Origin of the sequence: Candidatus Agathobaculum pullicola, from assembly GCF_052117205.1 — a bacterium.
GTDB lineage: Bacteria > Bacillota > Clostridia > Oscillospirales > Butyricicoccaceae > Agathobaculum > Agathobaculum pullicola.
In genome coordinates this window covers 1-26678 of record NZ_JBQKJP010000013.1, presented here as the reverse complement: position 1 = coordinate 26678, position 26678 = coordinate 1, and the positions used below count along the sequence as shown (strand labels likewise).

The 26678-nt window shown below is 51.0% G+C and carries 25 protein-coding genes, 1 tRNA gene, 1 pseudogene and 1 riboswitch; of the genes and pseudogenes, 17 read left to right on the top strand and 10 right to left on the bottom strand.

The features are described 5' to 3' along the window. Positions 1-16: 16 nt before the first annotated feature. Positions 17-2251, top strand: a complete 2235-nt coding sequence (gene recD2, locus ACTQ3V_RS06610) for an SF1B family DNA helicase RecD2 (protein ID WP_441466810.1) — start codon at positions 17-19, stop codon at positions 2249-2251. A gap of 558 nt (positions 2252-2809) precedes the next feature. Here recD2 and ACTQ3V_RS06605 read toward each other — a convergent pair. The 3 genes and pseudogenes from ACTQ3V_RS06605 to treP all read right to left on the bottom strand — a co-directional run bounded on the left by ACTQ3V_RS06605 (position 2810) and on the right by treP (position 6749). Beyond that, a tRNA-Ser gene (locus ACTQ3V_RS06605) sits at positions 2810-2898 on the bottom strand. A 217-nt stretch (positions 2899-3115) separates the two neighbouring features. Next, positions 3116-4771 (bottom strand): alpha,alpha-phosphotrehalase, encoded by a 1656-nt coding sequence (treC, locus tag ACTQ3V_RS06600; protein ID WP_441466809.1) that lies wholly within the window; start codon positions 4769-4771, stop codon positions 3116-3118. A 19-nt stretch (positions 4772-4790) separates the two neighbouring features. Then, positions 4791-6749, bottom strand: a pseudogene (gene treP / locus ACTQ3V_RS06595) (PTS system trehalose-specific EIIBC component). Positions 6750-7044: 295 nt separating this feature from the next. Here treP and ACTQ3V_RS06590 point away from each other — a divergent pair. Both ACTQ3V_RS06590 and ACTQ3V_RS06585 read left to right on the top strand, forming a co-directional pair. Next, positions 7045-7815: a GntR family transcriptional regulator gene (locus ACTQ3V_RS06590; RefSeq protein ID WP_441466808.1), complete on the top strand. Its 771-nt coding sequence runs from the start codon at positions 7045-7047 to the stop codon at positions 7813-7815. A 5-nt stretch (positions 7816-7820) separates the two neighbouring features. Then, positions 7821-8465 (top strand): peptidylprolyl isomerase, encoded by a 645-nt coding sequence (locus tag ACTQ3V_RS06585; protein ID WP_441466807.1) that lies wholly within the window; start codon positions 7821-7823, stop codon positions 8463-8465. Between the two features lie 58 nt (positions 8466-8523). Here ACTQ3V_RS06585 and ACTQ3V_RS06580 read toward each other — a convergent pair whose 3' ends face one another. After that, positions 8524-9420, bottom strand: coding sequence for a LysR family transcriptional regulator (locus ACTQ3V_RS06580; RefSeq protein ID WP_441466806.1), 897 nt, complete (start codon positions 9418-9420; stop codon positions 8524-8526). A gap of 213 nt (positions 9421-9633) precedes the next feature. Between ACTQ3V_RS06580 and ACTQ3V_RS06575 the strand changes: the two genes are divergently transcribed. From ACTQ3V_RS06575 to ACTQ3V_RS06535, 9 genes are all read left to right on the top strand, one after another. After that, positions 9634-10173 (top strand): flavodoxin family protein, encoded by a 540-nt coding sequence (locus ACTQ3V_RS06575; protein ID WP_441466805.1) that lies wholly within the window; start codon positions 9634-9636, stop codon positions 10171-10173. 21 nt (positions 10174-10194) lie between these two features. Beyond that, the gene (locus ACTQ3V_RS06570) at positions 10195-10965 is read left to right on the top strand and encodes a carboxymuconolactone decarboxylase family protein (RefSeq protein WP_441466804.1); all 771 of its coding nucleotides are present in this window, start codon (positions 10195-10197) and stop codon (positions 10963-10965) included. Positions 10966-10990: 25 nt separating this feature from the next. Further along, a riboswitch (TPP riboswitch) is annotated at positions 10991-11094 on the top strand. 91 nt (positions 11095-11185) lie between these two features. Then, complete coding sequence (thiD, locus tag ACTQ3V_RS06565) at positions 11186-11977, top strand: bifunctional hydroxymethylpyrimidine kinase/phosphomethylpyrimidine kinase (RefSeq protein WP_441466803.1); 792 nt, start codon at positions 11186-11188, stop codon at positions 11975-11977. A 6-nt stretch (positions 11978-11983) separates the two neighbouring features. Next, positions 11984-12493: an energy coupling factor transporter S component ThiW gene (thiW, locus tag ACTQ3V_RS06560; protein ID WP_441466802.1), complete on the top strand. Its 510-nt coding sequence runs from the start codon at positions 11984-11986 to the stop codon at positions 12491-12493. After that, positions 12490-13317 carry a hydroxyethylthiazole kinase gene (gene thiM / locus ACTQ3V_RS06555; RefSeq protein ID WP_441466801.1) on the top strand — a complete coding sequence of 276 codons (828 nt, stop codon included), beginning with the start codon at positions 12490-12492 and terminating at the stop codon, positions 13315-13317. The genes thiW and thiM overlap by 4 nt, the downstream gene beginning before the upstream one ends. A gap of 66 nt (positions 13318-13383) precedes the next feature. After that, on the top strand, positions 13384-14055 hold the full coding sequence (tenA, locus tag ACTQ3V_RS06550) for a thiaminase II (RefSeq protein WP_441466800.1): 672 nt from the start codon (positions 13384-13386) through the stop codon (positions 14053-14055). Between the two features lie 4 nt (positions 14056-14059). Further along, positions 14060-14815, top strand: coding sequence for an ABC transporter ATP-binding protein (locus ACTQ3V_RS06545; RefSeq protein ID WP_441466799.1), 756 nt, complete (start codon positions 14060-14062; stop codon positions 14813-14815). Further along, on the top strand, positions 14812-15561 hold the full coding sequence (locus ACTQ3V_RS06540) for an ABC transporter permease (protein ID WP_441466798.1): 750 nt from the start codon (positions 14812-14814) through the stop codon (positions 15559-15561). The genes ACTQ3V_RS06545 and ACTQ3V_RS06540 overlap by 4 nt, the downstream gene beginning before the upstream one ends. Positions 15562-15592: 31 nt before the next feature. Continuing rightward, positions 15593-16615: an ABC transporter substrate-binding protein gene (locus ACTQ3V_RS06535; protein WP_441466797.1), complete on the top strand. Its 1023-nt coding sequence runs from the start codon at positions 15593-15595 to the stop codon at positions 16613-16615. A 162-nt stretch (positions 16616-16777) separates the two neighbouring features. Here the strand turns inward: ACTQ3V_RS06535 and ACTQ3V_RS06530 are convergent, their stop codons facing one another. Together ACTQ3V_RS06530 and ACTQ3V_RS06525 are read right to left on the bottom strand one after the other, a co-directional pair. Further along, positions 16778-17647: a DegV family protein gene (locus tag ACTQ3V_RS06530; RefSeq protein ID WP_441466796.1), complete on the bottom strand. Its 870-nt coding sequence runs from the start codon at positions 17645-17647 to the stop codon at positions 16778-16780. A gap of 28 nt (positions 17648-17675) precedes the next feature. Beyond that, entirely contained in the window at positions 17676-18872 is a 1197-nt protein-coding gene (locus ACTQ3V_RS06525; protein ID WP_441466795.1) for a M24 family metallopeptidase, read from the bottom strand. 146 nt (positions 18873-19018) lie between these two features. Here ACTQ3V_RS06525 and cls point away from each other — a divergent pair, with 146 nt between their 5' ends. The 3 genes from cls to ACTQ3V_RS06510 are packed head-to-tail and all read left to right on the top strand — an operon-like array spanning position 19019 to position 21812. Then, positions 19019-20545: a cardiolipin synthase gene (cls, locus tag ACTQ3V_RS06520; protein WP_441466794.1), complete on the top strand. Its 1527-nt coding sequence runs from the start codon at positions 19019-19021 to the stop codon at positions 20543-20545. Positions 20546-20595: 50 nt separating this feature from the next. Then, positions 20596-21357 carry a threonine/serine exporter family protein gene (locus tag ACTQ3V_RS06515; protein WP_441466793.1) on the top strand — a complete coding sequence of 254 codons (762 nt, stop codon included), beginning with the start codon at positions 20596-20598 and terminating at the stop codon, positions 21355-21357. After that, positions 21354-21812, top strand: coding sequence for a threonine/serine exporter family protein (locus ACTQ3V_RS06510; protein WP_441466792.1), 459 nt, complete (start codon positions 21354-21356; stop codon positions 21810-21812). Before ACTQ3V_RS06515 ends, ACTQ3V_RS06510 begins: the two co-directional genes overlap by 4 nt. A gap of 36 nt (positions 21813-21848) precedes the next feature. Here ACTQ3V_RS06510 and ACTQ3V_RS06505 read toward each other — a convergent pair whose 3' ends face one another. Next, a complete protein-coding gene (locus ACTQ3V_RS06505) occupies positions 21849-22172 on the bottom strand; it encodes a permease prefix domain 1-containing protein (protein ID WP_441466791.1) in 324 nt (107 codons plus the stop codon). Beyond that, on the bottom strand, positions 22159-22509 hold the full coding sequence (locus tag ACTQ3V_RS06500; protein WP_441466790.1) for a PadR family transcriptional regulator: 351 nt from the start codon (positions 22507-22509) through the stop codon (positions 22159-22161). Before ACTQ3V_RS06500 ends, ACTQ3V_RS06505 begins: the two co-directional genes overlap by 14 nt. A gap of 152 nt (positions 22510-22661) precedes the next feature. Here ACTQ3V_RS06500 and ACTQ3V_RS06495 point away from each other — a divergent pair, with 152 nt between their 5' ends. Next, positions 22662-23153 carry a COG2426 family protein gene (locus ACTQ3V_RS06495; RefSeq protein WP_441466789.1) on the top strand — a complete coding sequence of 164 codons (492 nt, stop codon included), beginning with the start codon at positions 22662-22664 and terminating at the stop codon, positions 23151-23153. Positions 23154-23270: 117 nt separating this feature from the next. Here the strand turns inward: ACTQ3V_RS06495 and ACTQ3V_RS06490 are convergent, their stop codons facing one another. Then, positions 23271-24713, bottom strand: a complete 1443-nt coding sequence (locus ACTQ3V_RS06490) for a nicotinate phosphoribosyltransferase (RefSeq protein ID WP_441466788.1) — start codon at positions 24711-24713, stop codon at positions 23271-23273. Positions 24714-24967: 254 nt separating this feature from the next. Here ACTQ3V_RS06490 and ACTQ3V_RS06485 point away from each other — a divergent pair, with 254 nt between their 5' ends. After that, the gene (locus ACTQ3V_RS06485; RefSeq protein WP_441466787.1) at positions 24968-25894 is read left to right on the top strand and encodes a DDE-type integrase/transposase/recombinase; all 927 of its coding nucleotides are present in this window, start codon (positions 24968-24970) and stop codon (positions 25892-25894) included. A 494-nt stretch (positions 25895-26388) separates the two neighbouring features. Here the strand turns inward: ACTQ3V_RS06485 and ACTQ3V_RS06480 are convergent. Then, a partial coding sequence (locus ACTQ3V_RS06480; protein WP_441466786.1) for an IS3 family transposase occupies positions 26389-26678 on the bottom strand: 290 nt, incomplete at its 5' end.

Below are 26678 nucleotides of genomic sequence, written 5' to 3'. Positions count from 1 at the left end.
AGAGGAACGGTTTAGTTTGGACGAGAAAGAGTATGTGCTGATACGCGGCACAGTAGAGCAAATTGTATTTTATAATCAGGAAAATGGATATGCAGTTTTGCGATTAAACTCGGATGATGGTGCGGAGGTTACGGCAACCGGTACCTTTCCGAATATAGGATTGGGAGAAGAGGTAATCCTAACCGGCACATGGGTGACACATCCCTCGTATGGTGAGCAGTTTGCGACCGAAGCGTTTGAGCGCCGTTTGCCGTCTTCGGTGCGAGGGATTGCTGAATACTTAGGTTCCGGCTTGATTCGCGGTATCGGTCCGCGGCTGGCCTCGCGTATCGCGGAGAAGTTCGGGGAGGATACCTTCGATGTGTTGGCGTATGAGCCGGAACGATTGACTGACATTCGAGGAATCACGGAGAAAAAGGCGAGGGAGATTGGCCGGCAATTTACCGAACAGAATGAGATGCGCCTGCTGATGGATTTTTTGGCAGAGCATCACCTGCCAGTTTCCCTGACGCCGCTTCTGTATAAGCGCTTGCGAGATAGTGCAATTGATGCCCTGTGTGAAAATCCGTATCTGCTGTGCGATCCCTATTATGATATTGATTTCAAGTTGGCCGATGGACTGGCGATGGAACTGGGTCTTTCTCTGCTGTCGGATGAGCGTGCAGATGCGGGTGTCCTATACACGCTGGTTTTCAATCTGGATAACGGGCATACGTTCATTCCTGTGGAAAAACTCACGGCAGCAGTATGCTCCCTTCTGTCTGATGAAGATGTGCAATTTGATGAAGAGCGTGCTGCGGCCGCAATTGAGAGATTGAGAGCGTGCGGGCGGTTGGTTTGTGAGCATATCGCCGGTCGGGATGCGGTATATCTGCGTGATTTGCATGATGCGGAGGCATATTTGGCAGAAATGCTGGGCAGCATGGCGGAGCGCAATTATCAGTATGATTTCGATGTGGACGAGCTTCTCAAAGCGCTTGTAATGGATAGTGAGGTACCGTATTCAGAAAAGCAGAAGCAAGCGATAACAATGGCAGCGCGCAATGGATTGGTGATTTTGACAGGCGGCCCTGGCACCGGTAAGACAACAACCGTGCGTGGTATTTTGCAGGTGTTTGAGGCATTGGGCCTGAATGCGCTATTAGCGGCGCCAACCGGACGCGCGGCAAAACGGTTATCGGACTTAACCGGGATGGAGGCTAAGACCATTCACCGTCTGCTGGAAGCGGGATTTGGCATGGGAGGGCGCACCGCATTTGCACGAAACCTGACGAATCCTCTGGAGTGTGATGCAGTTATCTTGGACGAGGTTTCCATGGTCGATATCACTCTGATGCAGGCACTCATCGAGGCGCTTCCTCACGGTGCGCGCTTGGTTTTAGTAGGAGATGCAGACCAACTGCCTCCTGTTGGCCCCGGAAATTTTCTGCGGGACATCATTGGCTCTCGCCGTGTGCCGACTATCCAGTTGACGGACATTTTCCGGCAGGCACAGCAGTCCGATATTGTTATGAACGCCCATGCGGTCAACGAGGGACGTATGCCAGTGCCATCGGGTGCGGATGGAGACTTTTTCTTTTTGAAGCGTGCTGATCCGGCTGCGGTGATTGAAACGGTGGCACAGCTCTGTGCGGCACGATTGCCAAACCACTATGGACTGCTGCCATCACAGATTCAAGTACTTTCACCAGCAAGACGGCAGGGGAGCGGTACTATAGCGCTGAACCGTCGGCTTCAGGAGGCACTCAATCCTCCGGCGGAGGACAAGTTGGAAAAGCGCTTTGGGGACTGGATTTTCCGCGAGGGAGACCGGGTGATGCAGGTGCGTAATAATTATGACATCATCTGGGAAAAGCGAGAGACGGAGGAACAGGGGACGGGCGTTTTCAATGGAGATGTGGGAGAAATATTGCAGATTTTTCCGCGACAGGAATGTATGGTGATTCGTTTTGATGATCGCATTGCTACTTATACCTATGATATGCTGGGAGAATTGGAGCTGGCCTATGCGGTAACCGTACATAAATCACAGGGCAGCGAATTTGATGCGGTTGTACTTGCTTTGTCCGATGCGTTGCCACGTCGATTATTGACGCGCAATATTTTGTACACAGCGATTACCCGAGCAAAGCAGCTGCTGGTGATTGTTGGAAGTCAGGACGTAGTGGCATATATGGTTGGGAATAATCAGAAAGGGCGAAGATACAGCGCACTGAAAGCGCGATTACGAGAAGAAGCTTCGCATAAATAAGTCAGTGCAGAGATTGTTATAAATTGAAGACGAGAAAAACAGCAACCATATGGTTGCTGTTTCACTGAAGCGCTATATTAGGTCTTATATATGGCTCGAAAGAAGCTCTCTCCCGGAAAATATATGGAGGGGCAATCTGAAAGATGCTACAGATGAAAATATTATAAGCATGGTTAACATCTATCCGGTCCGCAGATTGTGAACAAAGTGGTATACATTGCCGATGTGGATGGGAGCAAGGATATCATAGTCATATGTGGGCAAAACGAGAGAGCAAAGCTTTTGGCTACCGTACTCAGCGACTAATTTAGCTTTATATTTTTTCGTCTCGCATTTTGTCGCTTTTCTTCGGTTGCTCATTGTTTTGTGCCTGATAGTGTTTGCTTGCGGGCTGAATCACACTGGTATAAGGAGTGAAGGGAACTGATGTTATTGGCATATAATCTCAGTTCCGGAATAGATCGTAATCTCTAACATAAAAAGTTTTTAGACAAAAACACCCCTATCTGAAGCAAGTAAATCGTTGCCATTTACTTGCTTCAGATAGGGGTGTTTCGGTGGCGCAGCGGGTGGGATTCGAACCCACGTGCCGTTGCCGGCAAACTGATTTCGAGTCAGCCCCGTTATGACCACTTCGATACCGCTGCATATATGATGCCTGCTCTACACAGTGCTTTGTTATTATATCATGCGAGAATAAAAAAGACAAGTATTTTTTTACAGAATGGTAGAATACGTTTGTAAATATCAAACTTAAGGTATTACGGATTTTTGATGCCATTGCATACCGGAAAATAAGCTCAATTTACAAAGTGAAAAGCAGCAGACTATGCGGCACTGCTGCTTTTGATTTTGCACTGGGGGTTATTGTTTTGCCGTACGGTATAGCACCAGCGATTCATAAGGACGCAGATGCAGTTTGGTTTGTACAGAGGAATCAGCATAATTGGAGAGCAGACAGGTAAAGCCGTCAAGATCAACCGGACAGTTCCAATCTACTTCGGTGCGGTAAAAGTTGTTGACAACGACGAGCTGTTCGCTGTGGAAGCGGCGGGTATAGGCCAGCACGGATGGATGTGTTTCATCCAGCGGTGCGAAGTCACCGTAGGCGACTGCATCATACTGTTTGCGTAATGCAATCAGCCTGCGGTAGTGAGAGAAAACCGAATCCGGGTCGTCTACTTGTGCCGCAGCGTTGATGCGTGTGTAATTGGGGGTGACACTCAGCCACGGTTCAGCCGTCGTAAAGCCGCCGTGTGGAGTTGCATCCCATTGCATGGGTGTGCGTGCATTATCGCGCGAATGAACGCGCAGAATATCGTATACACTGTCCTCGTGCAGGCCGCGCGCTTTTAGAATATGATAATGGTTGATGCTTTCCACGTCGCGGTACTGGTCGAGCGAGGTAAAGCCCGCATTGGTCATGCCGATCTCCTCGCCCTGATAGACGTACGGTGTACCGCGCAGGCAATGGATGACCGTGCCCAGCATCTTGGCTGACTGTGCCCAGTATTCTCCCTCATCGCCAAAGCGAGAGACTACACGCGGCTGATCATGGTTGCACCAGAACACGGCATTCCAGGCATTGTGCTCGCTCATACCGGTTTGCCAGGAGAATAGGATGTTTTTGAGCTTGCCAAAGTCGAACGGTACCAACACCCATTTTTCATTGCCGACAAAGTCCACCTTGAGATGATGGAACGAGAACACCATGCTCAGTTCGCCCATATCTGCTCCCGCATAGCGGAAACAATTTTCCATGCTGGTGCTGGACATTTCGCCCACTGTGATAATCTCGGTATCCGTGCCGAAGGTCGCGGCGCTCAATTCATGCAGAAATTCGTGTACGCGCGGGCCATCCGTATAAAAACGGCGACCGTCACCCTCGTTGTCGGATTCATAGGATCCTTTACTGATGAGGTTGACCACGTCGAAGCGGAATCCTTTCACGCCCTTGCCCATCCAGAAGCGGATAACGTTTTGCAGTTCTTTGCGCACGCGCGGATTTTCCCAGTTGAGATCGGCCTGTGTCGGGTCGAACAGGTGCAGATACCATTTGCCTTTTGCGGGTACATACTTCCATGCGCTGCCGCCGAATTTGCTCTCCCAGTTATTGGGTGGTGTGCCGTTCGGCCCACCTTCGCGCCAGATATAGAAATCCTCATATTCCTTGTCGCCCGCCATGGCTTTCTGAAACCATTCGTGCTCGGTTGAGGTATGATTGAATACCATATCGAGCATCAGCCGGATGCCGCGTTGGGCGGCTTCTCTGGATAGCGTTTCAAATTCCTCCATTGTGCCGAAACGTGGGTCTACTGCGCAGTAGTCGGCAACATCATAACCATTATCGCGTTGGGGGGAGGGGAAAAATGGGTTGAGCCAGATATAATCCACGCCCAACATCTTGAGGTAGTCGAGCTTGGATGTCACGCCGCTCAAATCGCCAATCCCGTCACCATCCGCGTCAAAGAAGGATTTAAAATAACACTGATAAACAACGCTTTTGTGAAAATCAAACATCTGAGTTTTTCCTCCTGTTTCAGGCAAGTTCAGCTGCCACCGTCTCGCTGTGTTTGGTATCAATACCGGTGTGGAAGGTCATATTAGAGTGTCCGGCCGGTTCCGTGACAATGAACACTGTGGTCTTGGGATGACCGGCGGCTGTGATTTTGTCAGGGGAGAAGCTGATGAGTTTATCGCCTGCCTTGACGGTGTCGCCTTCATGGACGAACAGGGTGAAACCGTTGCCCTTCATATCCACCGTATCCACGCCAATGTGTATGAGCAGCTCGGTGCCGTCTGCCAGAACAAGGCCGCAGGCATGGCGGCTGTCCTCCATAACAACCGAAACAGTGGCGTCCGCCGGCGCATAGATGGTATCGCCCGTCGGTTCAAAGGCCATACCTTCGCCCATGATACCCTTAGAGAATACGTTATCCGGCACTTCGGACAGCGGCAGAGTGTGGCCGTCGCAGATAGCCTTGAGCACAATGGAGGCAGAGGAGTCTGGTATTTCAGTTGCAATAGCAGCAGTACTTTCCGCTGTAGGCGTCATAACAGGAGCGGATTCCATCGCGCGATCCGAGCGGGAAAGCTTGCGGCTACCTACGATATACGTCAGTACGAACGGCACGATGATTGCAGCGGCCATCGCAAGCAGGAAGCTAAGCCAGTATTCGGGGAAGATAGAGAGTATGCCCGGCAGTCCGCCGACACCGATACTGATAGCAGTGACACCTGTGCCGATCGAAATGACTGCGCCGCAGGCCGAGCCGATCATGCCGCATATGAGCGGGAAACCATATTTCAGGTTCACGCCAAACAGTGCGGGCTCGGTAACGCCCAGATAGCAGGAGATACATGCTGGGATATTGACCTGCTGTGCGCGCTCATTGCGCTTTTGCAGAAAGGCCATAGCGAGTACCGCAGAGCCTTGCGCGATATTTGACAAGGCAATCATAGGCCAAAGATTGGTGCCGCCATAGGTATTGACCAGTTGGGAGTCAATAGCATTGGTCATGTGGTGCAGGCCAGTCATGACGATGGGCGCATAGAACAGACCGAACAGTGCAGCAAAGACCAGCTTGAAGTGGGAGGCCAGACCCATGTTAACGATATTTGCAATGAAGTCACCAATCTTCCAGCCAATCGGGCCGACGATAGTGTGTGCGATCAACACAGCAGGCACCAGTGCGCAGAATGGTACGACAACCATACTGACAACCTCAGGACATATCTTTTTGAAGAACTTCTCTAAGTAGACCAGCACAAAGCCTGCCATGATTGCTGCGACAACTTGTCCTTGATAGCCAATCATTTGGATTTGTGCAAAGCCAAAGTCCCAAACCGGGATTTCGCTTGCCGGAGTCGTGGCGACCGAGAAACCGTTTAATAGCTGTGGAGAAATCAATGTCAGGCCAAGCACGATGCCAAGAATTTGAGTGGTGCCCATCTTCTTGGTAATGGACCAAGTAATGCCGACAGGAAGAAAGTGAAAGATTGCTTCACCGATCAGCCATAGGAAATTGTATATGCCTGCCTAAAATTGGGAAACATCAGCCAGCGATTGCGTACGGCCATTGAGAAGGTCTACTTCACCGATGATATTGCGCAAGCCTAACACGAGGCCGCCGCAGATGAGCGCCGGAATGATGGGGGCGAAGATTTCACCCAGTGCGCCCATGATGCGCTGGAGGAGGTTTTGATTGGTTTTTGCTGCACTTTTGACTGCATCTTTGCTTACGCCCTCAATGCCGGCGAACTGGGTAAATTCCTGATAGAAGTTTGCCACGTCATTGCCGATGATGACTTGATACTGTCCGGCCTGTGTGAACGTACCCTTGACGCTTGGAATTTTTTCGATTTCTTTTTCATTGGCCTTTTTGGGATCAACAAGTACAAAGCGCATACGCGTCATGCAATGCGAAACTGCTTGAATGTTTGTCTTTCCGCCGATTGTTTCGAGCAGTGCCTGAACGTCCTGCTGGTATTTTCCCATGAATTTTCCTCCTATTATTATTCTTAGCAACTTGTTCAAACAAGTATATCCTTGAGAATAGGATACCTTTATCCGCAGCAGAAAACAAGTCGATTCTTTAACAAAAAAATTAAAAAATTTTTATATGTTTTGCCAAGGCTAATGGATCAAATGAAAATAAAAACCAATGAATTCGTGCAAAAAGCGACATAAATATGCCATGATACACCATTTTGAAATTTTAGGCAAGAAGGTTTTACAAGGGCAGCGTGTGTGTTATAATAAATAAACCAGTTTGTGCTGTAGGGGGTGCGTCATGCCGAAGGCAAAATATGAACAGCTTTACTATATTTTGAAAGAGAAAATTGAGTCCGGTACATATCCGCCGCAGGAAATGCTGCCGAGCGAACATACGTTAATCGCTGAGTTAGGGTGTTCACGTAATACACTGCGCCGCGCTGTGAGTGAACTGGTGCGGGAAGGATATGTGCAGACTGTGCAGGGTAAGGGAATGCGCAATATTTTTGAGCCGACTCAGCAAACAACATTTACGCTGGGTACAATTGAGACATTTGGTGAGTCCACAATGCGCAACCAGCAGCGCGGGACAAGCAGGGTCCTACTGTTTTCCCCAGTGATAGCGGATCGGCAGCTTGCAGATAAAACTGGTTTCGCGGAGGGAACCCAGCTGTTTTATATTCAGCGTCTGCATTATCTGAGTGGAAGGCCGCTGATTCTTAACCACAGCTATTTCCGGCAAGATGTAGCAAAGGGTCTGACACATGAAATCGCGGAAGGCTCAATCTATCGTTATCTGGAAAACGAACTGCACATATCTATCATTAACAGCAAACGTGTGGTGACAGTAGAAAAAGCAACGCCGCTCGACCTGCAATATTTGGATATGGGAGACTGCAACTGCCTTGCGGTTGTGAGCAGCCAGACATATAATAGCGATGGTGTGATGTTTGAATACACGCAGTCGCGCCATCAACCCAACTTTTTCCGCTTTCAGGATAATGCGGTACGGCGTCCGTCGGCGTATTCTCGTGGCAAACTGGGCGGAACGAATGAAAAAAAGGAGTAAACCAAATGAAAAAACGCATTGCTTTGAGTTTATGCCTGCTGACAGCGCTGCTGCTTGGTGGCTGTGGCGGCAAGGACACGACAGACGCGGAGGATACAGCGATTGACAAGCAGAACGAGCAAGAAGACACAGCACAGGCTGCGACAGAGGGAATCGGCATACATCATGCTGAGATCACGATAAAGGATATGGGCACGATTACGGTTGAGCTGGACGGCGACACTGCGCCAATTTCGGTACAGAATTTCATGGACTTGGCAGAAAGTGGATTTTATGACGGCCTGACCTTTCACCGGATCATCAACGGCTTTATGATGCAGGGCGGTGATCCGAACGGTGACGGAACGGGTGGATCTGATCAGACGATCAAAGGTGAATTTGCCGAAAATGGCGTGGAAAACGATCTGTCGCACACGCGCGGTGCAATATCAATGGCGCGTGCGCAGGATATGGACAGCGCGTCTTCGCAGTTTTTCATTGTTCATCAGGACAGTGCTTATCTGGACGGACAGTACGCTTGCTTCGGATATGTGACCGACGGCATGGATATCGTGGACAAGATTTGTGAGAATACACCAGTAGAGGATGGCAACGGCACAGTGCTGCCGGAATACCAGCCGGTGATCGAAAGCATCAAAATAATTGACTGATCGAATGACAAAAACCGTCTCCCAGAGGAGGCGGTTTTTTGTTTGGGATACTGCATTTTTATGGACAGATTTCGGAAATATTGGCCCGGAGCTGCGCCAAAAAGTATTCGGCTGCTTTGGATAAGGCAGCATACCGCTTCCAGACCAGCGACATGCCCAAGGTGATGTCCGGCATCAGAGGACGAAAGCAGAGGCTGCTGTCGCCACTGGTGTTGATGAGCTTATCCAGCGTCAAGACATATCCCATTTTTTCATCGGCCATCAGCGATGCGTTGTATGCCAGATTGTAGGTTGCGCTGATTTGCAGTTCGGACAAGGGTTTTTGAATCCATTGCAGGAAATTCGGAAAATGAATCATCTGACGGGATAAAATCAGCGGCTTATCCCACAGATCCTCCGGTGCAATGCGGTCTTTTTGCGCAAGAGGTGCGTCTTTACGCATCAAAACCCCCCAATGATCCAGCATGGGCAGAGCCAATTGTTCATATTTAGAGGAGTCGGTTGTGCCGAGCAGCAAACCAAAGTCGAAAAGCCCTTTGTCCAGCCGGTCTATCAGATCCTGTCCATCGCCGCTGACAATATGAAAGTGTACGTCCGGGTATTCATTCTGAATTTGATGTGCTACCCGGGCAATAGCACGCAGCGAGTCCGTTTCACCGGCGCCAATGAAGATGTCGCCGGCCATTCCATGACCGGACTGACGAATTTCGTTTTCGGTTTTTTGAACCAGATCGACAATTTCCTGCGCACGCTTGCGAAAAAGGCGGCCTTCTTCGGTCAGACCGATTTTGTGATTTCGTTTGCCGCGCACCAGAAGCTGCTTGCCGAGCTCCTCTTCTAAATCCTTCAGCTGTCGTGAGATGGTAGGCTGCGTTAGATTCAGGTACTCAGCGGCAGCTGAAATGCTTTGCTCCTGTGTGACAGCCAAAAAATATTCCAAAATCCGAAGTTCCATGTTCCGCCTCGCTTTACGATAGGTATATTGGAGATAGCTGCAAACAGTGTACCGATAATATTTATACTTGTCAAGCATGAAAAAGCGAAAAAGATAAGTATTTGCTATTGGATGAATTTCTTTTTATAATAAAAGAGAAAAGAAGAAGATGAGGAATTGGCCGAAACGAATGGGGGAGAAATAGCAAGTAATATATATGATGGAGGGACAGAAATGAGCAAAAAAGTATTGATTGTGGCAACGAGTCCGCGTAGAAACGGAAATTCCAATCGCCTTGCAGAGGCGTTTGCGAAAGGTGCGCTGCAGGCGGGTCATCAGGTGGAAACAGTTTATCTATGCGAAAAAAATATTGGGTTTTGCCGGGGATGTTTGGCCTGCCAGCAAACCATGCGTTGTGTCATCCGCGATGATGCGGATACAATCGCGCAGCAAATGGGAGCTGCGGACATATTGGTATTTTCAACGCCGATTTATTACTATGGCATGAGCGGACAGATGAAAACCATGTTGGATCGGGCAAATCCGCTGTTTCCCGCAGACTATACCTTCCGGGATGTCTATTTATTGACGGCAGCAGCAGACGATGGCCCGGAAACGCCGGAAGGCGCAGTACATGGTTTGCAGGGGTGGATCAGCTGCTTTGAAAAAGCACGTCTGGCAGGCAGTGTGTTTGCAGGCGGTGTGACGGATGCCGGGGAAATTGAAGGTCATCCGATGCTGCAAACTGCGTTTGAAATGGGAAGTAGAATATAACAAGAAGGGAAGCGTATTACTATGGCGGTCAAACAGACGGCAGGACGGGATTCGTTGGGGGCCTTTGCCCCTAAGTTTGCCGAACTCAATGATGATGTGTTATTTGGGCAGGTATGGAGCAGAGAAGATAAGCTCTCCCTGCGCGACCGTTCGCTGGTAACGATCGTGTGCCTGATGGCGCAAGGTCTGGTGGATTCTTCATTCCAGTATCACCTGATTACGGCGAAGCAGAATGGTATCACCCGCATGGAAATTGCAGAAATTTTGACGCACGCCGCATTTTATGCAGGATGGCCTAAGGCATGGGCAGCGTTTCGTATGGCAAAAGAGGTTTGGGCAGCAGAAGAAGAAGAGACGGTTGACGGCAAAGCTGCACATCAAAATGAAATGGTGTTCCCCATCGGTCAGCCAAACGATGCGTATGCACAGTATTTTGTCGGACAGAGCTATCTCGCGCCAGTCTCTACCGAGCAGATTGGTATTTTTAACGTGACTTTTGAACCGGGCTGCCGCAACAACTGGCATATTCATCACGCCGACAAGGGGGGTGGGCAGACTCTCGTCTGTGTGGCTGGAAAGGGCTATTACCAGGAATGGGGAAAGCCTGCGGTCGAGCTGCATCCGGGGGACACGGTCAATATCCCTGTGGGTGTGAAGCATTGGCACGGCGCTGCACCGGATAGCTGGTTCTCACATCTGGCAGTAGAGGTGCCTGGTGAAAATGGAAGAAATGAATGGCTGGAAGCGGTGGATGACGCGACATATACAGCTGTATGCGGACAGAACGCTTGACAAATGTTCCAACAAGTGCTAACTTAATATAAAGCAAGGGAGCTTCCGTGGGAGGCTGAGAGGAGGTTTCGACCTCGACCTTACCTGATTTGGATAATGCCAACGTAGGGATGCTGGAACAAGATGAAACCGCATGCGTATGCGGTCATTTTCGGACGCGAAAGGACATCCTGACAGGGATGTCCTTTTTTTCATGCAGAAATGACAGGAGGAAACGGAAATGAAGAAAGTGCTTACCATTGCAGGCTCGGACTGCTCAGGCGGCGCGGGGGTGCAGGCAGATTTGAAAACGATGGCGGCGCACGGTATATTTGGCATGAGCGTGATTGTGTCGGTGGTGGCGGAAAACACAGCGCGCGTGATTGATATTCAGGATGTTAGCCCCAAGATGATTGAGGAACAGATCGATGCAGTTTTCGAGGATATTGTACCGGACGCAGTCAAGATTGGTATGCTGTCCTCGCCCGCGTGCATGAAAGCGGTTGCGGGAAAACTCGCGCAGTATCGGCCGCAGCATGTGGTCATTGACCCTGTGATGTTTGCCAAAAACGGAGACGCACTCATGGACCCTGCTTCAGTCGGCACACTGATTGAGACAGTGCTGCCGTATGCAGATATTCTGACACCCAATATCCCTGAGGCACAATACATTGCGGACATGCAGATTGAAAAGCCTGCGGATATGGAGGAGGCGGCGCGCCGTATCTATGCGAAGGGCTGCCGCAACGTGCTGGTCAAGGGCGGCAAGAACATGGCAGGCGCGGTGGATGTACTGTATGACGGCGTAAACTTCCACCGCTACGAGATCGCGCAGCTGGACACCACCAGTACGCATGGCACGGGCTGCACGTTGTCCTCGGCAATTGCGTCCAATTTGGCGCTGGGATATGATATTCCCGAAGCGGTGTCGCGTGCCAAGTCCTATGTCACTGACGCTATCCGTCATGCGCCCGGTTTTGGAAACGGCTGTGGACCGCTCAACCATTTTTGCCGTATGTTTCCGGAGGGGTGAACCATTATGCAGACAAAATCCATTCGCAAACTGACGATTGCCGGGCTGCTGGTTGCGGTGGCCGTGGTTGGCAGCCTGTTTGTTATCCCGGTGATGGGTGCGAAGTGTTCGCCCATACAGCACATGGTCAACGTGCTGGGCGCGGTGCTCCTTGGCCCGTGGTATGCTTTCGGCATGGCGTTTGTCGCCTCGCTGATCCGCAATCTGCTGGGTCTGGGCAGCTTGCTGGCGTTTCCCGGGTCGATGATCGGTGCGCTGCTGTGCGGTCTTGCCTATAAACTGTGGCAAAAGCTTCCTGTCGCATATATCGGTGAAGTGGTTGGTACAGGTATTCTGGGAGGTATCGCGTCTTATCCGATTGCGGCGGTGCTGATGAATAACAAGGCCGCGGCACTCTTTGCCTTTGTGCCATCCTTTCTGGTGTCGACTGCAGTAGGTGCTGCAATTTCTGTTTTAGTATTGGCAGCGCTCAAGCGTACACAGGTATTTCGTGAGCTGGAGGGGGCGCTGCGGTGACGGAAAGTCTGAAACAGATCGTAGCGCATACTCAGTCAGTCAGACCGATGGTGCACTCGATTACCAATAACGTAACCATCAACGATTGCGTAAACATCATTCTTGCAGCGGGTGGCACGGCCATCATGGCGCAGGATGAGCGTGAGGTTGAGGAAATTACGGCATATGCTGATGCGCTTGCGCTCAACATGGGTGCGCTGCGCGCGCAGGAAGCGATGCTGCTGGCTGCGCATGCAGCCAAGCGGCTGGGACATCCGGTTGTACTCGATCCGGTTGCTGCCGGGGCAAGCCGCTTGCGCAGCGAAATGTGCGGTCGGCTGCTGAAAGAGGGACTGGTGTCGGTCATTCGCGGCAACGCTTCCGAGATTCGCGCACTTGCGGCGGGACAGGAAAATGCCGCTGGCGTAGAAGTGAATGCGCTTGACCGCGTGACTGAGCAAAATCTTGTCGAATCTGCTGCGTGGCTGCGTCAATTCAGCCGGCAGACTGGAACGGTCGTCATGCTGACCGGTATGATAGACCTGATAACCGATGGACAACGCACCGCGGTACTGCGGGGCGGCAGTGAACTGATGAGCCGGATTACCGGTGCCGGCTGCATGCTCACGTCGCTGACCGCGCTGTATTGCGGCGCGAATCCAAATATGCTTTTTCAGGCCGCGGTAGCGGCGGCGGAGGTGATGAATCGTTGCGGAGAGCAAGCGCAAGTGCGCGTGCGTAAAGAGATGGAGGGCACCGCTTCCTTTCGCACACGCCTGATTGATGCGGTCAGCCTACTGGCTGCGGACGATCTGGCAAACGCACATCAAATTCAACTAATTTAAGCAAAATCACAACAAGTGCTGCCGGCAATCCGCCGTCAGTCTAAGTCATTCATTGGGGGTACCACTTTGAAAAAAAACCAAACAACCGAGAGACTGCTTGACGCGTCCCGGGAAATATGGGAGGGTTATTTGACCCATCCATTTGTCCGGGGCATTGCAGACGGCAGCCTTGCTGTAAACAAATTCCGTTTCTATCTGTTGCAGGATTACCTGTATCTGTTCGATTACGCCAAGGTGTTCGCGCAGGGCGTGGTCAAGTCTCGTGAGCCTGAGGTGATGCGTACCTACGCATCTTATGTGGCCAACATTCTAAACGGCGAAATGGAAATCCATCGCGGTTATATGACGCGGCTGGGTATCACGGAGGCGCAGGCAGAGTCCGTCAAGCCCTCGCTGAGCAACCAGTCCTACACCGCATACATGCGTGCGGTCGCGGCTGAGGAAGGCCCGGCGGAAATCATGGCGGCGGTGCTGTCATGCGCGATTAGCTATGAGTACATAGCAAAGTGGATTGTCAAAAATTATCCGGATGCAGAAAACCACGATTTTTATGGAGAGTGGGTCCGTGGCTACGCCAGCGAAAGCTACGCTGCGGAAAATCAGCGCTTGATTGCACTGATGGAGCGTCTGAGCGCGGATTATACTGAAGCGCAGCTTCTGCGGCTGATTGACATTTTTGTCGCCTGCTCGCGCTACGAGGCAATGTTTTGGAATATGGCGTGGAACGAGGCGATGTAAGGCAATGCTTGAGTTTCAAAACGTCGTATTTCAATATGAGAGCGAGGATTTCAACATCATCGACGGCCTGTCGTTTCATATTGCATCGGGAGAGTTTGTGTCGGTGATCGGCCCGTCCGGTTGCGGTAAATCGACTATTTTTCGCTTGACCAATCAGCTTTTGTCCAAAAAGTCGGGCGATATTCTGGTCGGCGGACAAAAAATCGACGGACGGCGCGGCTACTGCGGCTACATGCCGCAGCGCGATCTGCTGTTTCCATGGCGTTCGGTGCGGGATAACCTGTACCTGCCTATGGAGATTCAGGGCGGCATCAGCCGTGCGCAGATGGCGCAGCGTGCGGACGAGACCTTGGCGCACGTCGGCCTGTCCGGCTGGGGCGATAAGCGGCCGGACGAGCTATCCGGCGGTATGCGGCAGCGCGCGGCTTTTGCGCGCACGTTGCTGACTGGCTCTGAGCTCTTGCTGCTGGACGAGCCATTTTCTGCGCTGGATTTTTTGACGCGCATTGCGATGCAGGAGTGGCTGCTTGACCAGTGGGAAAGCGATCACAAAACGGTGCTGTTTATTACGCATGATGTGGAAGAGGCGATCTTCCTGTCCAGCCGTGTGCTGGTAGTCGAGGAAACGCCAATCCAACGTCTGGTCTCGTTTGAAGTACCTGCGCCGTATCCGCGCACTCGTGCGTGTCTGACCGAACCAAAGATGCTTGCTTTGCGCGAGCAGTTGATTGCTCTGCTGCGGCGGGAGGTGGCGGTATGAAAAAGAATACCAATCTACCTGCGCTGCTGTTCCTGTTTGTGCTGCTTATTCTGTGGCAGGCGGGCGCAATGGGCATGGATGCGGCGTATATTTTGCCGTCTCCGACGCAGATTCTGGTGCGCATGTGGGAGCTGCGCGGCCCGCTGCTGACCGCCCATCTGCCTGCTACTTTGCTGTGCACAGGCATTGGCCTTGCAATTTCGATTGTATTGGGCCTGCTGCTTGCGGTATGGATGGACGCCAGTCCGGTAGCGGAGAAGATGCTCTATCCGTTGATCGTTGCCTCGCAGACCATCCCGACAACGGCGCTTGCGCCGCTCTTTGTGCTGTGGTTTGGATACACAATCTGGAGCAAGGTGCTGGTTACTGTGCTGATCACATTTTTCCCGATTGCCATTACGGTGTTTGACGGCTTCCGATCGGCAAGCACGGATATGATTGATATGCTCAAAACCTTTGGCGCAGGCAAACGCGAGATTTTTCTCAAACTCAAACTGCCCGCTGCGCTGCCGCATTTCTTTTCGGCCATTAAAATGGCAATTCCGTTGTCCATCATCGGCGCGGCGATCGGCGAATGGCTGGGCGCACAGGCAGGACTGGGCTATTTCAGCCGCCGTATGATGACACAGCTGGACGGCGCGGGTGTGTTTGCGCCGATTGTATTGCTCAGCGTGGTGGCGATGGTGGCAGTGGCGGTCGTGTCGTGGTTTGAGAAAAAGGTTGTCACTTGGCGTGGGAGTTTATAACAGAGATACAACAGAAAGGAATGGAACATAGATGAAAAAGAGAATTTTTGCCGTGTTGGCAGCATGTGCGCTGCTGATGAGCGGCTGCGCAGGCGGTCCGACGGCCGGAAATAATACGGAAAACACAGGGGATAGTAACGATGATCTGCGCGAGCTGACCGTCGTGCTCGACTGGTATCCGAATGCGTTGCATGCGTTTCTGTATCAGGCGGAGCAGGCCGGTTATTTTGCCGAGGAGGGCCTGACGGTTAACATTCAGCCGCCTGCGGGCGTCAATGATGCGATGAGCATGGTCGCCGCTGGTAAAGCGGATATCGGCCTGTATTACCAGCAGGATGTCATTCAGGCGCGTGTGGAGCAGAATGTTCCGGTCAAGTCGATCGGCGCGGTGGTGCAGGCGCCGCTCAACATTGTCCTGTCGCTCAAAGATAAGGACATCACTGAGCCTGCCGACCTGGTCGGCAAGACCATCGGGTATGCGGGTACCGAGCTGTCTGAGGCACTCATCCATAGCATTATGCAGAAAAGCGGACAGGACCCGTCAAGCGTGAAAATGATCGACGTCGGCTTTGATCTGATGAGTTCGATGGTGACGGGCAATGTGGACGCAACGATTGGTTGTCTGGTAAACCATGAAGTGCCGCAGATGGAGAAGGAAGGCTTTGAGGTCAACTACTTCTTCCCGGATGACTACGGCGTTCCGCAGTATTATGAAGGCGTTTTTCTGGCCAACGATGAGATGATTGAAAACGAGCCAGATGTGCTCGCACGCTTCCTTCGTGCATGCGCCAAGGGTTTTGACGATTTCCAGACCGATACCGACTCGGTTTTGCAGGTGCTGCTGGGCAATCAGGATGAATCCAACTTCCCGCTTGACCCGGATGTGGAAAAGCAGTCTTGCCAGACACTTCTGCCGCTGATGGAAACCGCAGACGCGCCGTTCCTCAGCCAGAGTGAAGCCTGCTGGCAGGAGAACATCGACTGGATGTATGACGAGGGGTTGATTTCGACCAAGCCAGATGTTTCCGAAGTAATGGCGACTATTGATTTTTAAAATCATCCTTTCATCCTAATTGGATGAGCAGAAGGCCGAAAAAAGAGATTATACCCCAAAAAAAACTCCCTCTATGTTCGATAGAGGGAGTTTTTGTAGATGGGGGAATAGGGAAGCCGTGGAGAAGACACCGTTTATTAATTTTTACTTTGGGCAAACAAGCTATTCCGGCTTGCGGTCGCCGCCGAAGAAAAAGGTTGTCAGCACACCGGGACCAGTATGTGAGCCGATAACCGTACCGATATAACGGATATCCGATTGCACGCCGCTTTGTTTCAGGAGATCCGCCAGCTTTTGTGCATCCTCCGGGCAGTCGCCGTGGCAAATGCGGACAATTTGCTTTTTATCGGACATTTCACGGACAGTTCGCTCAGCCAGATACTGAATGGCCTTCTGCCGTCCGCGCACCTTGCCGCATACGCTGAGCTTGCCTTCGTTATCGACCCAGATAAGCGGTTTGATTCCCAGCAGGCTGCCGACAACGGCAGAGGTTTTGCTGAGTCGTCCGCCGCGGTGCAGATGGCCCAAATCGTCTACGGTGACCAGATGAATGACATGCAGACGCATTTGCTCGATGGCGGTAGCTGTAATCTCGGCAGTGCAGCCACTGTCGCGCATTTCGCGTGCTTTGTCTACCAGCAAATATTCGCCGCCAGTAGCGGAAAGTGAATCGACACAGAAAATTTTTCGATCCGGGTAGAGTGGGGCAAGCTCATCGCGCGCCATACAGCCAGCCTGAAAAGTTCCCGACAGGCCGGACGAAAAGCCGATATATAGTACGTCCTGACCAGCATCCAATGCTTGGCGGAAGATGTTCAGGAAAGTATTGAGCTTCGCCTGTGAGGTGCTCGACTGCTTGCCCTGTCGCAGCAAATCATAAAACTGATGAAAAGAGACCGTTTGGCCGCAATCCTCTTCGATAGTGCGGTTGTCGATGGTAAAAGCGAGCGGCACACATTTGATGTCATTCTGGGAAAAGTAAGATGCAGTTTCGTCAATGGTGGAATCAGTGACAAGTGTGAACGGATACATGGGTATACTCCTTTCAGACGGGATGGACTTAGCCGATGATTTCTAAAGCAGTATCGCACGCGCCGGTCAGGGAACGTGCAGGACCTTGGGACACGATTTCATAGGTGTTTTCACAGCCGACCAGACCAATGCCTTCCAGTGCAATCTTGGGTTCGACGGCAAGCGTCATTCCGGTAGTCAGTGGTGCGTTAAAGCCTTTGGCTAAAACAGGGGTCTCATCCATGGTCAGCCCGATAGAGTGACCGAAAAATTTGCAGGCATTCATAAAGCCGCTGCGAAAGGCGGGTTCAACAAGAGCAAGAAGCTTCTCATAGATTTCGGACGGAACAGCACCCGGCTTCATCATAGCGGCGGCTTCATTCTCCAAAAAAACGCATTGCTCTCGTGCGGTACGGATCAGACTGCCTTGCGGATGACGGCTGAGTTCGCCGTAATAAAAAGTAATGCTTTTATCGGTATGGTAACCGTGCATGCCGCAGGGGATATCTAACAATACCACATCGCCTTCGTGCAGACGACGCTCAGAAGAGCCGATGGATTTCATGGGGATGCAGGTGCCGACCGTACCGGATGGACTGTCGAGCCCTGCTGCGCGCAGACTGTTTTCACTGAAGCTGGCAACGCCCAGAACATCCTCCGCCACCGGCTGGTTGAAACGGGAAATTCCCATAGCGCCGCGCTCCAGCATAGCGGTGCATACCTCGCTGCAAAGGCGTGCCTCACTGACACCGGAACGAAGCAAGGCGGGCGCTATCTGTTCCAACACTTGTTGGTGCAGGCGGCCGGATTGACGCATACAGTCCAGCTCATATGGGCTTTTCACTGCACGGAGTTGCGCCAATACATCATCCGCGGGCTTGGGGATGAAAGGTAGATGCTTGTTAAGCATTGTCAGCTTTTGCAGCGTCATGGTACGCGATGCAATATAAACGGTTTCTGGTATGTGCGGAAACGCTTGTGCAATATCGCGGAAGCTGCGGATTGGACGAATATCATCGGAGAGAGATTCCTGCTGCGCACAATCGTAAGAGCGCCGCACGAACAAGACCGCTTTCTCAGGGGTGATGACGAGCGCACCTTCCTGCATTGTGCCGGTAAAATAATAAAGATCAATCTTGTTTTCCAGAATGATCATGGACCATGCGGGGTCGCGCTGCGCCATAGCATAGCGCAGATGGTCAAGGCGGGCCGATAGTTCATCGGCAGGAACGGGGATGTGAGGCATTTGTATTGTCCTCCGGTAAGGAATTGTGATTTGTGTATTTTATCTTATCACAGATTTGCAGACAGGGCAATGCGTGTAGATTGACTTTTGTAATTCGATGCGCTATCATGATATATGTGAAAGTTTTTGATGAAAGGAGTCGGGTTATGCGCAGGCTGGTTGGTCGTCTGCTTGGCGACCGTCGAATCGTGGGCGGCTTTCTGTTGGCGCTGCAGCTGCTGATTGTGATGTATGGACTGGGATGGCTGAGCGAAACCTCAAGTTGGATGCCGCATGCGTTGACGGTGCTGAGTGTTATTATTGTGATTTGGCTGGTCCGCAAATATGATAATCCGACCTACAAAATTACTTGGATTATCGTCATTTTGCTCTTGCCGCTTTTTGGGGGACTGTTTTATCTCCTTTGGGGTAATACACCGCTAAATCGTGCACGCACACAGCATAAATATGAGCCAAATCCGCCCGATTTCAAGGATTATATGCGCACGCCTGCTACGGAAGAACTGGCCCAGCGGTATCCGCGTCATGCCTCTCGCGCACGCTATATTGCAGCCTTGGATGGTATGCCAGCGTGGACAAACACAGAAGCACATTATTTCCGAATCGGAGAAGAAATGTTCGCGTCCATGTGTGAGGAGTTGAAGCGAGCGCATAAATTTATCTTTTTTGAGTACTTTATCATCGAGGAAGGCATCATGTGGAATACTATCCTCGATATTCTCAAGCAGAAGGTGCGTGAGGGTGTAGATGTTCGGGTGATCTACGATGACGTGGGTTCGATTGCCACGCTGCCGCAGCATTATGACAGATACCTGATATCGCTTGGTATTCGTGCGGTGCGCTTTAATCGGTTTGTTCCAACGCTTAACACCTATTTAAATTATCGCAACCATCGCAAAATGATGATCATTGATGGAAATGTCGGATATATGGGCGGCATCAATCTGGCGGATGAATATATCAACAAAAAGGTGCGCTTTGGGCATTGGAAGGATACCGGCATTATGCTGCGCGGTGAGGGAACGGCAAATATGACCTCTCTTTTTCTGCAAATGTGGGAGTATGTAACAGGGGAGACAGTACCGCCGTTGGATGCCTATCTGCCGACCGCAAAATTGCCGCCGGATGGTTATGTGCAGCCCTTCGCAGATTCTCCACTGGACGATTTAAACATTGGGGAATCCATTTATTTGCAAATTATCCATAATGCGCGCGACTATGTTTATATTACGACACCCTATTTGGTGCTGGACAACGAAATGATTACGGCGCTGACCATTGCGGCGCAATCCGGCGTCGATGTGCGTATCCTGACACCGGGTATTCCGGATAAAAAACTGGTTTATATGATTACCCGCTCGTATTACCCGCAGCTGCATCGTGCCGGGGTAAAGATTTACGAATATCGTCCCGGCTTTCTGCATGCAAAAAGCATTGTGTCAGATGATGCAACAGCTGTAGTCGGCACCATCAATATGGATTTTCGCTCGTTTTTTCTGCATTTTGAGTGCGCTACCTGCTTTTATAACAGTTCGGTAGTGGGTGCTGTCAAGCAGGATATTTTGGAAACAATCAACGTCAGTCGTCAAATTACCGATGAATGGCTGCACAAGATTCGTTGGCTGCGGTCCATTGCGGCAAGCGTATTGCGCCTGTTTGCTCCTTTGCTATAAAGTGCAGCGACGGCGACACCCCGAGAAGGTTTCGGGAGGGATGGTGGTATATGCAGCAGCAGGAGCGGGTTTTGTTTGCGATACTGGATGCAGGAGAGCTGTTACTGACTGCGGGGGCAGAGGTTGCCCGTGTTGAGGATACCATTCGCCGTATGGCGCAGGCATATGGATTTGTCCGCACGGATGTGTTGACGATAACAGCCAGCATGGTAGTAACTGCGCAGACGGCAGAAGGAGAAGTGTTGACGCAGACCCGACGTATTCTAAGGCGTGAAACAGATATGCGGAGGATAGAAGCGGTCAATGCGCTTTCACGTGAGGTTTGCCGGAGTCCGCTGCCGTTGGAGAAACTACATGCAAGAGTAGAGGCAATCCGCAGCATGCCGGATGGCACAAAATGGAGGCTACCTGCGGCATACCTATTGATTGCAGGATCGTTTGCGGTATTTTTCGGTGGCTCGTGGCGGGATGGTATTGCAGCGATGCTGTGCAGTATGGTGCTTTATGCGATAGGCAGAATCGGGACGCGCATCAGCCTACAGCCAATCGTATTGACGGTGATCAGTGCCGCGGTCATGTGTCTGGCTGCTTTGATTATGGTCAAAGTGGGGATAGGCCAAGGGTTGGACTATATCATCATCGGCAATATTATGCTGCTGATTCCGGGCATTGCGCTGGTTACTTCACTGCGTGATATGATTGTAGGCGATACCATCAGCGGACTGTTGGGAGCATGTGAGGCGCTGCTTCGTGCAATTGCCATTGCCGTCGGCTGTGCGCTGGTGCTCATGCAGTTAGGAGGCATGGTATGAGCGCTCAAATGATACAGCAGGTGTTGATGGCAGCGGTCGGTGCGCTCGGGTTCGGGCTGCTCTTTCATATGTTTGGTGGGCGGCTTCTGGCAATCACCCTCGGCGGTGCGGCAAACTGGATATTTTATTTGTTCGCTGTTGATGTATATCGTGATCGGGTGATCGCGTTTTTTGCAGCGGCATTGGCAACGGCGGTTCTGGCTGAAATTTTGGCACGTTTGATGAAAACGCCGGTAATCACGCTGCTGGTTCCCATGCTGGTTCCCTTGGTTCCGGGTGGTGATTTATACTATACCACACTTGCATTGGTGCAAGGGGATATGCAATCATTTGCACAGTACGGTGGTATGTTTATTCGTGAAGCAGGCGCCATTTCCTTTGGCATCATTCTGGTCGCGTGCGCCGTCCAAACGGCATTTCGCTTGTGGACGCTGTTTCGGGAGCAGAAAGCATAAAAGCGTTCTGCATAATCGAATGATTGCAGAACGCCGTTAAAAAAAGAAATATAATAACAGGTAAGCCAGACAGCCGGCAATCGCTGCCCATATCAAAAAAATCAACAGAAGGCAAAATAGGTAGCTGATTGGGAAACGCGCATATCGTAGCATTTCTCCCAAAGCATCCGGGTCGCCAAGGCCGAGTAGTGCGGCAGTGATGGCTTCATCGTGTGAATCGCCACGTTCGTTTTCCAGATACTCCACGCGCGATAGGATATGATCGGTTAATTCCCGTCGCACCCGTGCACGGTAGGGTGGCCAGAACAGATGATGACACACACGGTTGAGATAGTCGACAATGCGTTCATTCAAGGACACATGCCTCACCTCCGACTACTTTGCCGAACTGCTTGCAGAAGGATTCCCATTCACGGCGGCATCGGGCAAGCGTTTTGATGCCTTGGCGGGTGAGTTGATAATACCGTCGGCAGCGTCCCGCATCGGACGCGCGCTCGTAAGAGCGTACTTCGCCGCGGGCTTCCAAGCCATGAAGAATCGGATATAGGGTGCCTTCCTTCATGGAAAAAGTCTGATCAGAGCGACATTCCAGTTCCCGAATGATTTGATAACCGTATTTATCCGCATCCTCCAGAAGTGCAAGGACAAGCAGTGTGTTGCTGCCCGGGAAAGCAGGATTATTTTTTTTGCGCGACATAAAATCGCCTCCAATACCTCGATTACCGATGTATCCATAGTATATCCCAGTAGGAGGGATGTGTCAAACAAATAATAGGAAACCCCTTGCTTTATGGACCGATTTCATGTATTATAATCAAGTATTTGCTCGTTTTGGAGGATGAAAGACAGATGTTTGCAGATTTGTTCAACTGGCTGCTGGGCGCAGGGCGTGAGCTTGCAGTTGTTATTATTTCGATGGTGCCGTTGGTGGAACTGCGCGGCGCGGTACCGCTTGGCGTTACAGCTGGGATGGCGTGGAACGAAGTAATGCCGCTGGCTATTTTGGGGAATATGCTCCCCATCCCGTTTTTGCTCTTTTTTGGCGAGAAAATTCTGGATTGGGTTTGCACTCTGCCGCCGTTGACCAAATTTGCGACTGCCTATAAGCAGAAACTGCTTTCCAAGACCGACCAGGTTACGAAATATGCACGTATTGGTTTATTCTTGTTCGTTGCGGTTCCGCTGCCGGGTACTGGAGCGTGGTCGGGTGCGCTGATTGCCACCATTTTGAAAATGCCGAAAACCAAGGCATTGCTGTCCATTTTTGCGGGTGTCGTCACGGCGGGTATCATTATGTTGATTGCATCGCATAGCGTGATAGGCGTGGTGAATTTGTTTTAAGAAATGCGTCCGGAGTTTAAGTCCGGACGCATTTCTTTTTTATATCTGGATGAAAGAGGAATAAATAAAACCGGCCGACAAATCATTCTGCTGATTGGTCGGTCGGTTTGCTGTGTGTTAAATACGGCAGGCCTCCAGTAAAGCATGCTTGCAATCCCACAGCTTTTGAGATAGATCCACAAAGTAGGTCTGTGGGTTTTCGAATCGCTTAATTTGCTCCCAAAGTGTCTCAACCTCGGATAGGCAATAGTCGCGGATAGCATTGATGCTCGGGTTGGTGTATACACAACGGCCTGCTTTGAAGAGCTGTACGCGCAGTGGGCGCACGGTGTAATCGGTGACGACCCTTCGTTTCCATGTGTGAATTGGATGAAACAAAGTGTAAGGCTGGGTGCAGTCAATGACCTCGTCATGAATCGTCAATACATCTCCCAAAGCTTTGCCGGATTTATTGTCAAATAAGCGATAGACTTGTTTAAAGTGTGGTGTGGTGATTTTCTCCACGTTTTCGGAAACCTTGATCTTGGGAATGATTTCGCCATCAGCGTTTTCAACTGCGGCAAGCTTGTACACACCGCCGAATACCGGCTCGGATTTGGAGGTGATCAGACGCTCACCGATACCGAAAGAATCTACGCATGCACCTTGCACCAGCAGATCGCGTACCAGATATTCGTCCAGTGAGTTGGAGGCCATGATTTGCATGTCCGAAAAACCGGCTTCGTCGAGCATTTTACGTGCCTCGATGGAAAGGTAGGCGATATCGCCCGAATCCAGACGGATGCCACGCGGACGGATACCTTTTTCTTCTACCATTTCACGCGCAACGCGCAGTGCATTGGGTACACCGGATTTGAGAACATTGTAAGTATCCACCAGAAAGATACAATTGTCCGGGTAGATATCCGAATAGGCCTTGAATGCTTCGTATTCGCTGTCAAACATCTGCACCCATGAATGTGCCATCGTGCCACCGGCGGGGATTTTAAAATCACGGTCAGCCAATACGCAGGCAGTACCCTGACAGCCTCCGATATAAGCTGCGCGCGCCCCGTAGATGGCACCGTCATAGCCTTGCGCACGGCGAGAGCCAAACTCCAGCACCGTACGCCCTTGTGCCGCGCGAGTAATACGATTGGCTTTTGTGGCAATCAGAGTCTGGTGATTGATGGTCAGCAGAAGCATAGTTTCCACGAACTGTGCCTGAATCATCGGTCCAGCGACGGTGACCAACGGCTCACCAGGGAATACAGGTGTGCCTTCCGGCACGGCCCAGACGTCGCATTGAAATTCGAAATGCCTAAGGTAGTCGAGAAATGCTTCGGAAAAGCAGCCGCGTCCGCGCAGGTATTTGATATCTTCCTCAGTGAAGTGCAGATTTTTAAAATAGTCGATTAGCTGCTCGATGCCCGCCATGATGGCATAGCCGCCACCATCCGGCACACGACGGAAAAACATGTCGAAATATGCGCGGCGATCCGCGATTCCTTTTTCAAAATATCCATGTGCCATGGTGAATTCATAAAAATCGGTCAACATGGTCAGATTCTTGTCTGTCATTGCGAAAACGCCCCTTTGCGTACGTAAGCCGTGCGCTTTTATTCATTCTATGTATCTGTCTTGACACAGTACATTTATAGATATCATAGTACTATTTTGACAAAAGTGCAAGCATTTCTTTGGCAGATAAAATACACAAATGTAGGAGTACAATACATCTTGGACAGTTGAATAAAAAAGGATGAAGGATAAGACCACATCGGTTAAAGTTGAGTTGCTATACAACAACTTGTCGAAAGGGGGCCATATCCTTCATGAGCAAGAGTATAACACAGGACATGGCGTATCGGCAATCTCTAATGAAGTACACAGAGAAATACGGCGTCAGTCGCGCCAGTCGGAAGTACAACAAAAGCCGGTCATATATCTACTTCTGGAAGGCCCGTTGGGATGGGACAGTGCAGTCTCTGGCCTGCCAGTCCCGGCGGCCGCACGGCCATCCCAATCAGCACACAGATGCAGAACTGAAACTAATCCGCAATATGCGCCGCCGCAATCCCAACCTTGGCATGGTGGAGCTGTGGCACCGACTGCGGCTGCGAGGCTATACCCGCCGTCCGGAGAGCTTGTTCCGAGTCATGCGCAAATTGGGCCTATTTCCTGCTGTTTCAAAGAAAAAAGTGTATAAACCAAAGCCTTACGAGCAGATGACCTATCCCGGCCAGCGGGTCCAGGTGGACGTAAAGGTGGTGCCCCGCAAATGTATTGCAGACTCGCAACTCCGCCTCTACCAGTACACTGCCATTGACGAGTTTACCCGCCTGCGATTTCTGGCTGCTTACCCAGAGCAAAACACCTTTTCTTCCACTGATTTCCTGAAAAAGTTGTTCAAGTGGTACGCCCGCCGAGGCATTCGGGTGGAATGCGTCCAGACGGACAACGGTTTTGAGTTCACCAACCGCTTTTCCAACAGCAGGCGGGATCTGCCCACCCTGTTTGAGGTCACCACTGCCGAGCTGGGCATCCGGCATAAGCTCATCCGTCCCTACACCCCACGCCACAACGGCAAGGTGGAGCGTAGTCACAGGGAGGATCAAAAGCGTTTCTATTCTTCCCACTGCTTTTACTCCCTCCAAGACTTCACAAAGCAGCTTGCTGTCCATAACCGCTGCTCCAATAACTTTCCCATGAGGCCTCTGGGTTGGCTTTCCCCTTTAGAGTTCTCTGTCCAATATGTTTGACAAACCTACCTCCTCAAAGGGCATCGTGATAGGACATGATAACCGCTAAACCCTACGCATTGCTTTCATGGGAATTGGTATTTCTCTCCGTTCAGAGACTGATATATGTGTTAATAATTTTGTGACGGTGATTACCTATGGGCATTTATTGTTTCTTCAGCACCGCTGGACGAACATGATATGGAATTTTATCTGTATTCTGGCGGGTTTTACGTTGGTCGGCAAGTTAGGGATCGATATGACTATTGCGCTGACGTATATGGAACGGGACTGTAGTTTTTCTGCCAATTGCCAACCGGATGTTTTGCATTGTTTCCTGCCGCACAACGCTGTAGAAAAGAAAAAGACACTCCGGATACTGAACCGAACCAGTAAAAACGGACAATAGACAAGATACCCCCTGATGTAGGAAAATTGAACCGCTACCCGTCAAGAGGACAGTGAAAAAGTATAAAGTTTTCCCGGCCGGCAGCCTGTAGGTTGCTGGCCGCTTTTTATGCAGTGAGGCATAACTGGTGCTTCTCCATCGGAGTCAGCACGCCCAGATTGCGCTGAACTCTTCTGGTATTGTAATAGCAGATGTAGCTCACAATCATCTGCACAAGCTCCTGCTTTCTGGTAAAACGCCTGCCATAATAGCGTTCCCGTTTCAGGATGCCCCAGAAGCCTTCCATAGGGCCATTGTCAATACAATGTGCCACGCGGGACATGCTCTGCACCATTCCCGCCTGTACAAGTTTCTGGTGAAATGCTCGGCTTGTGTATTGGTAGCCTCTGTCACTGT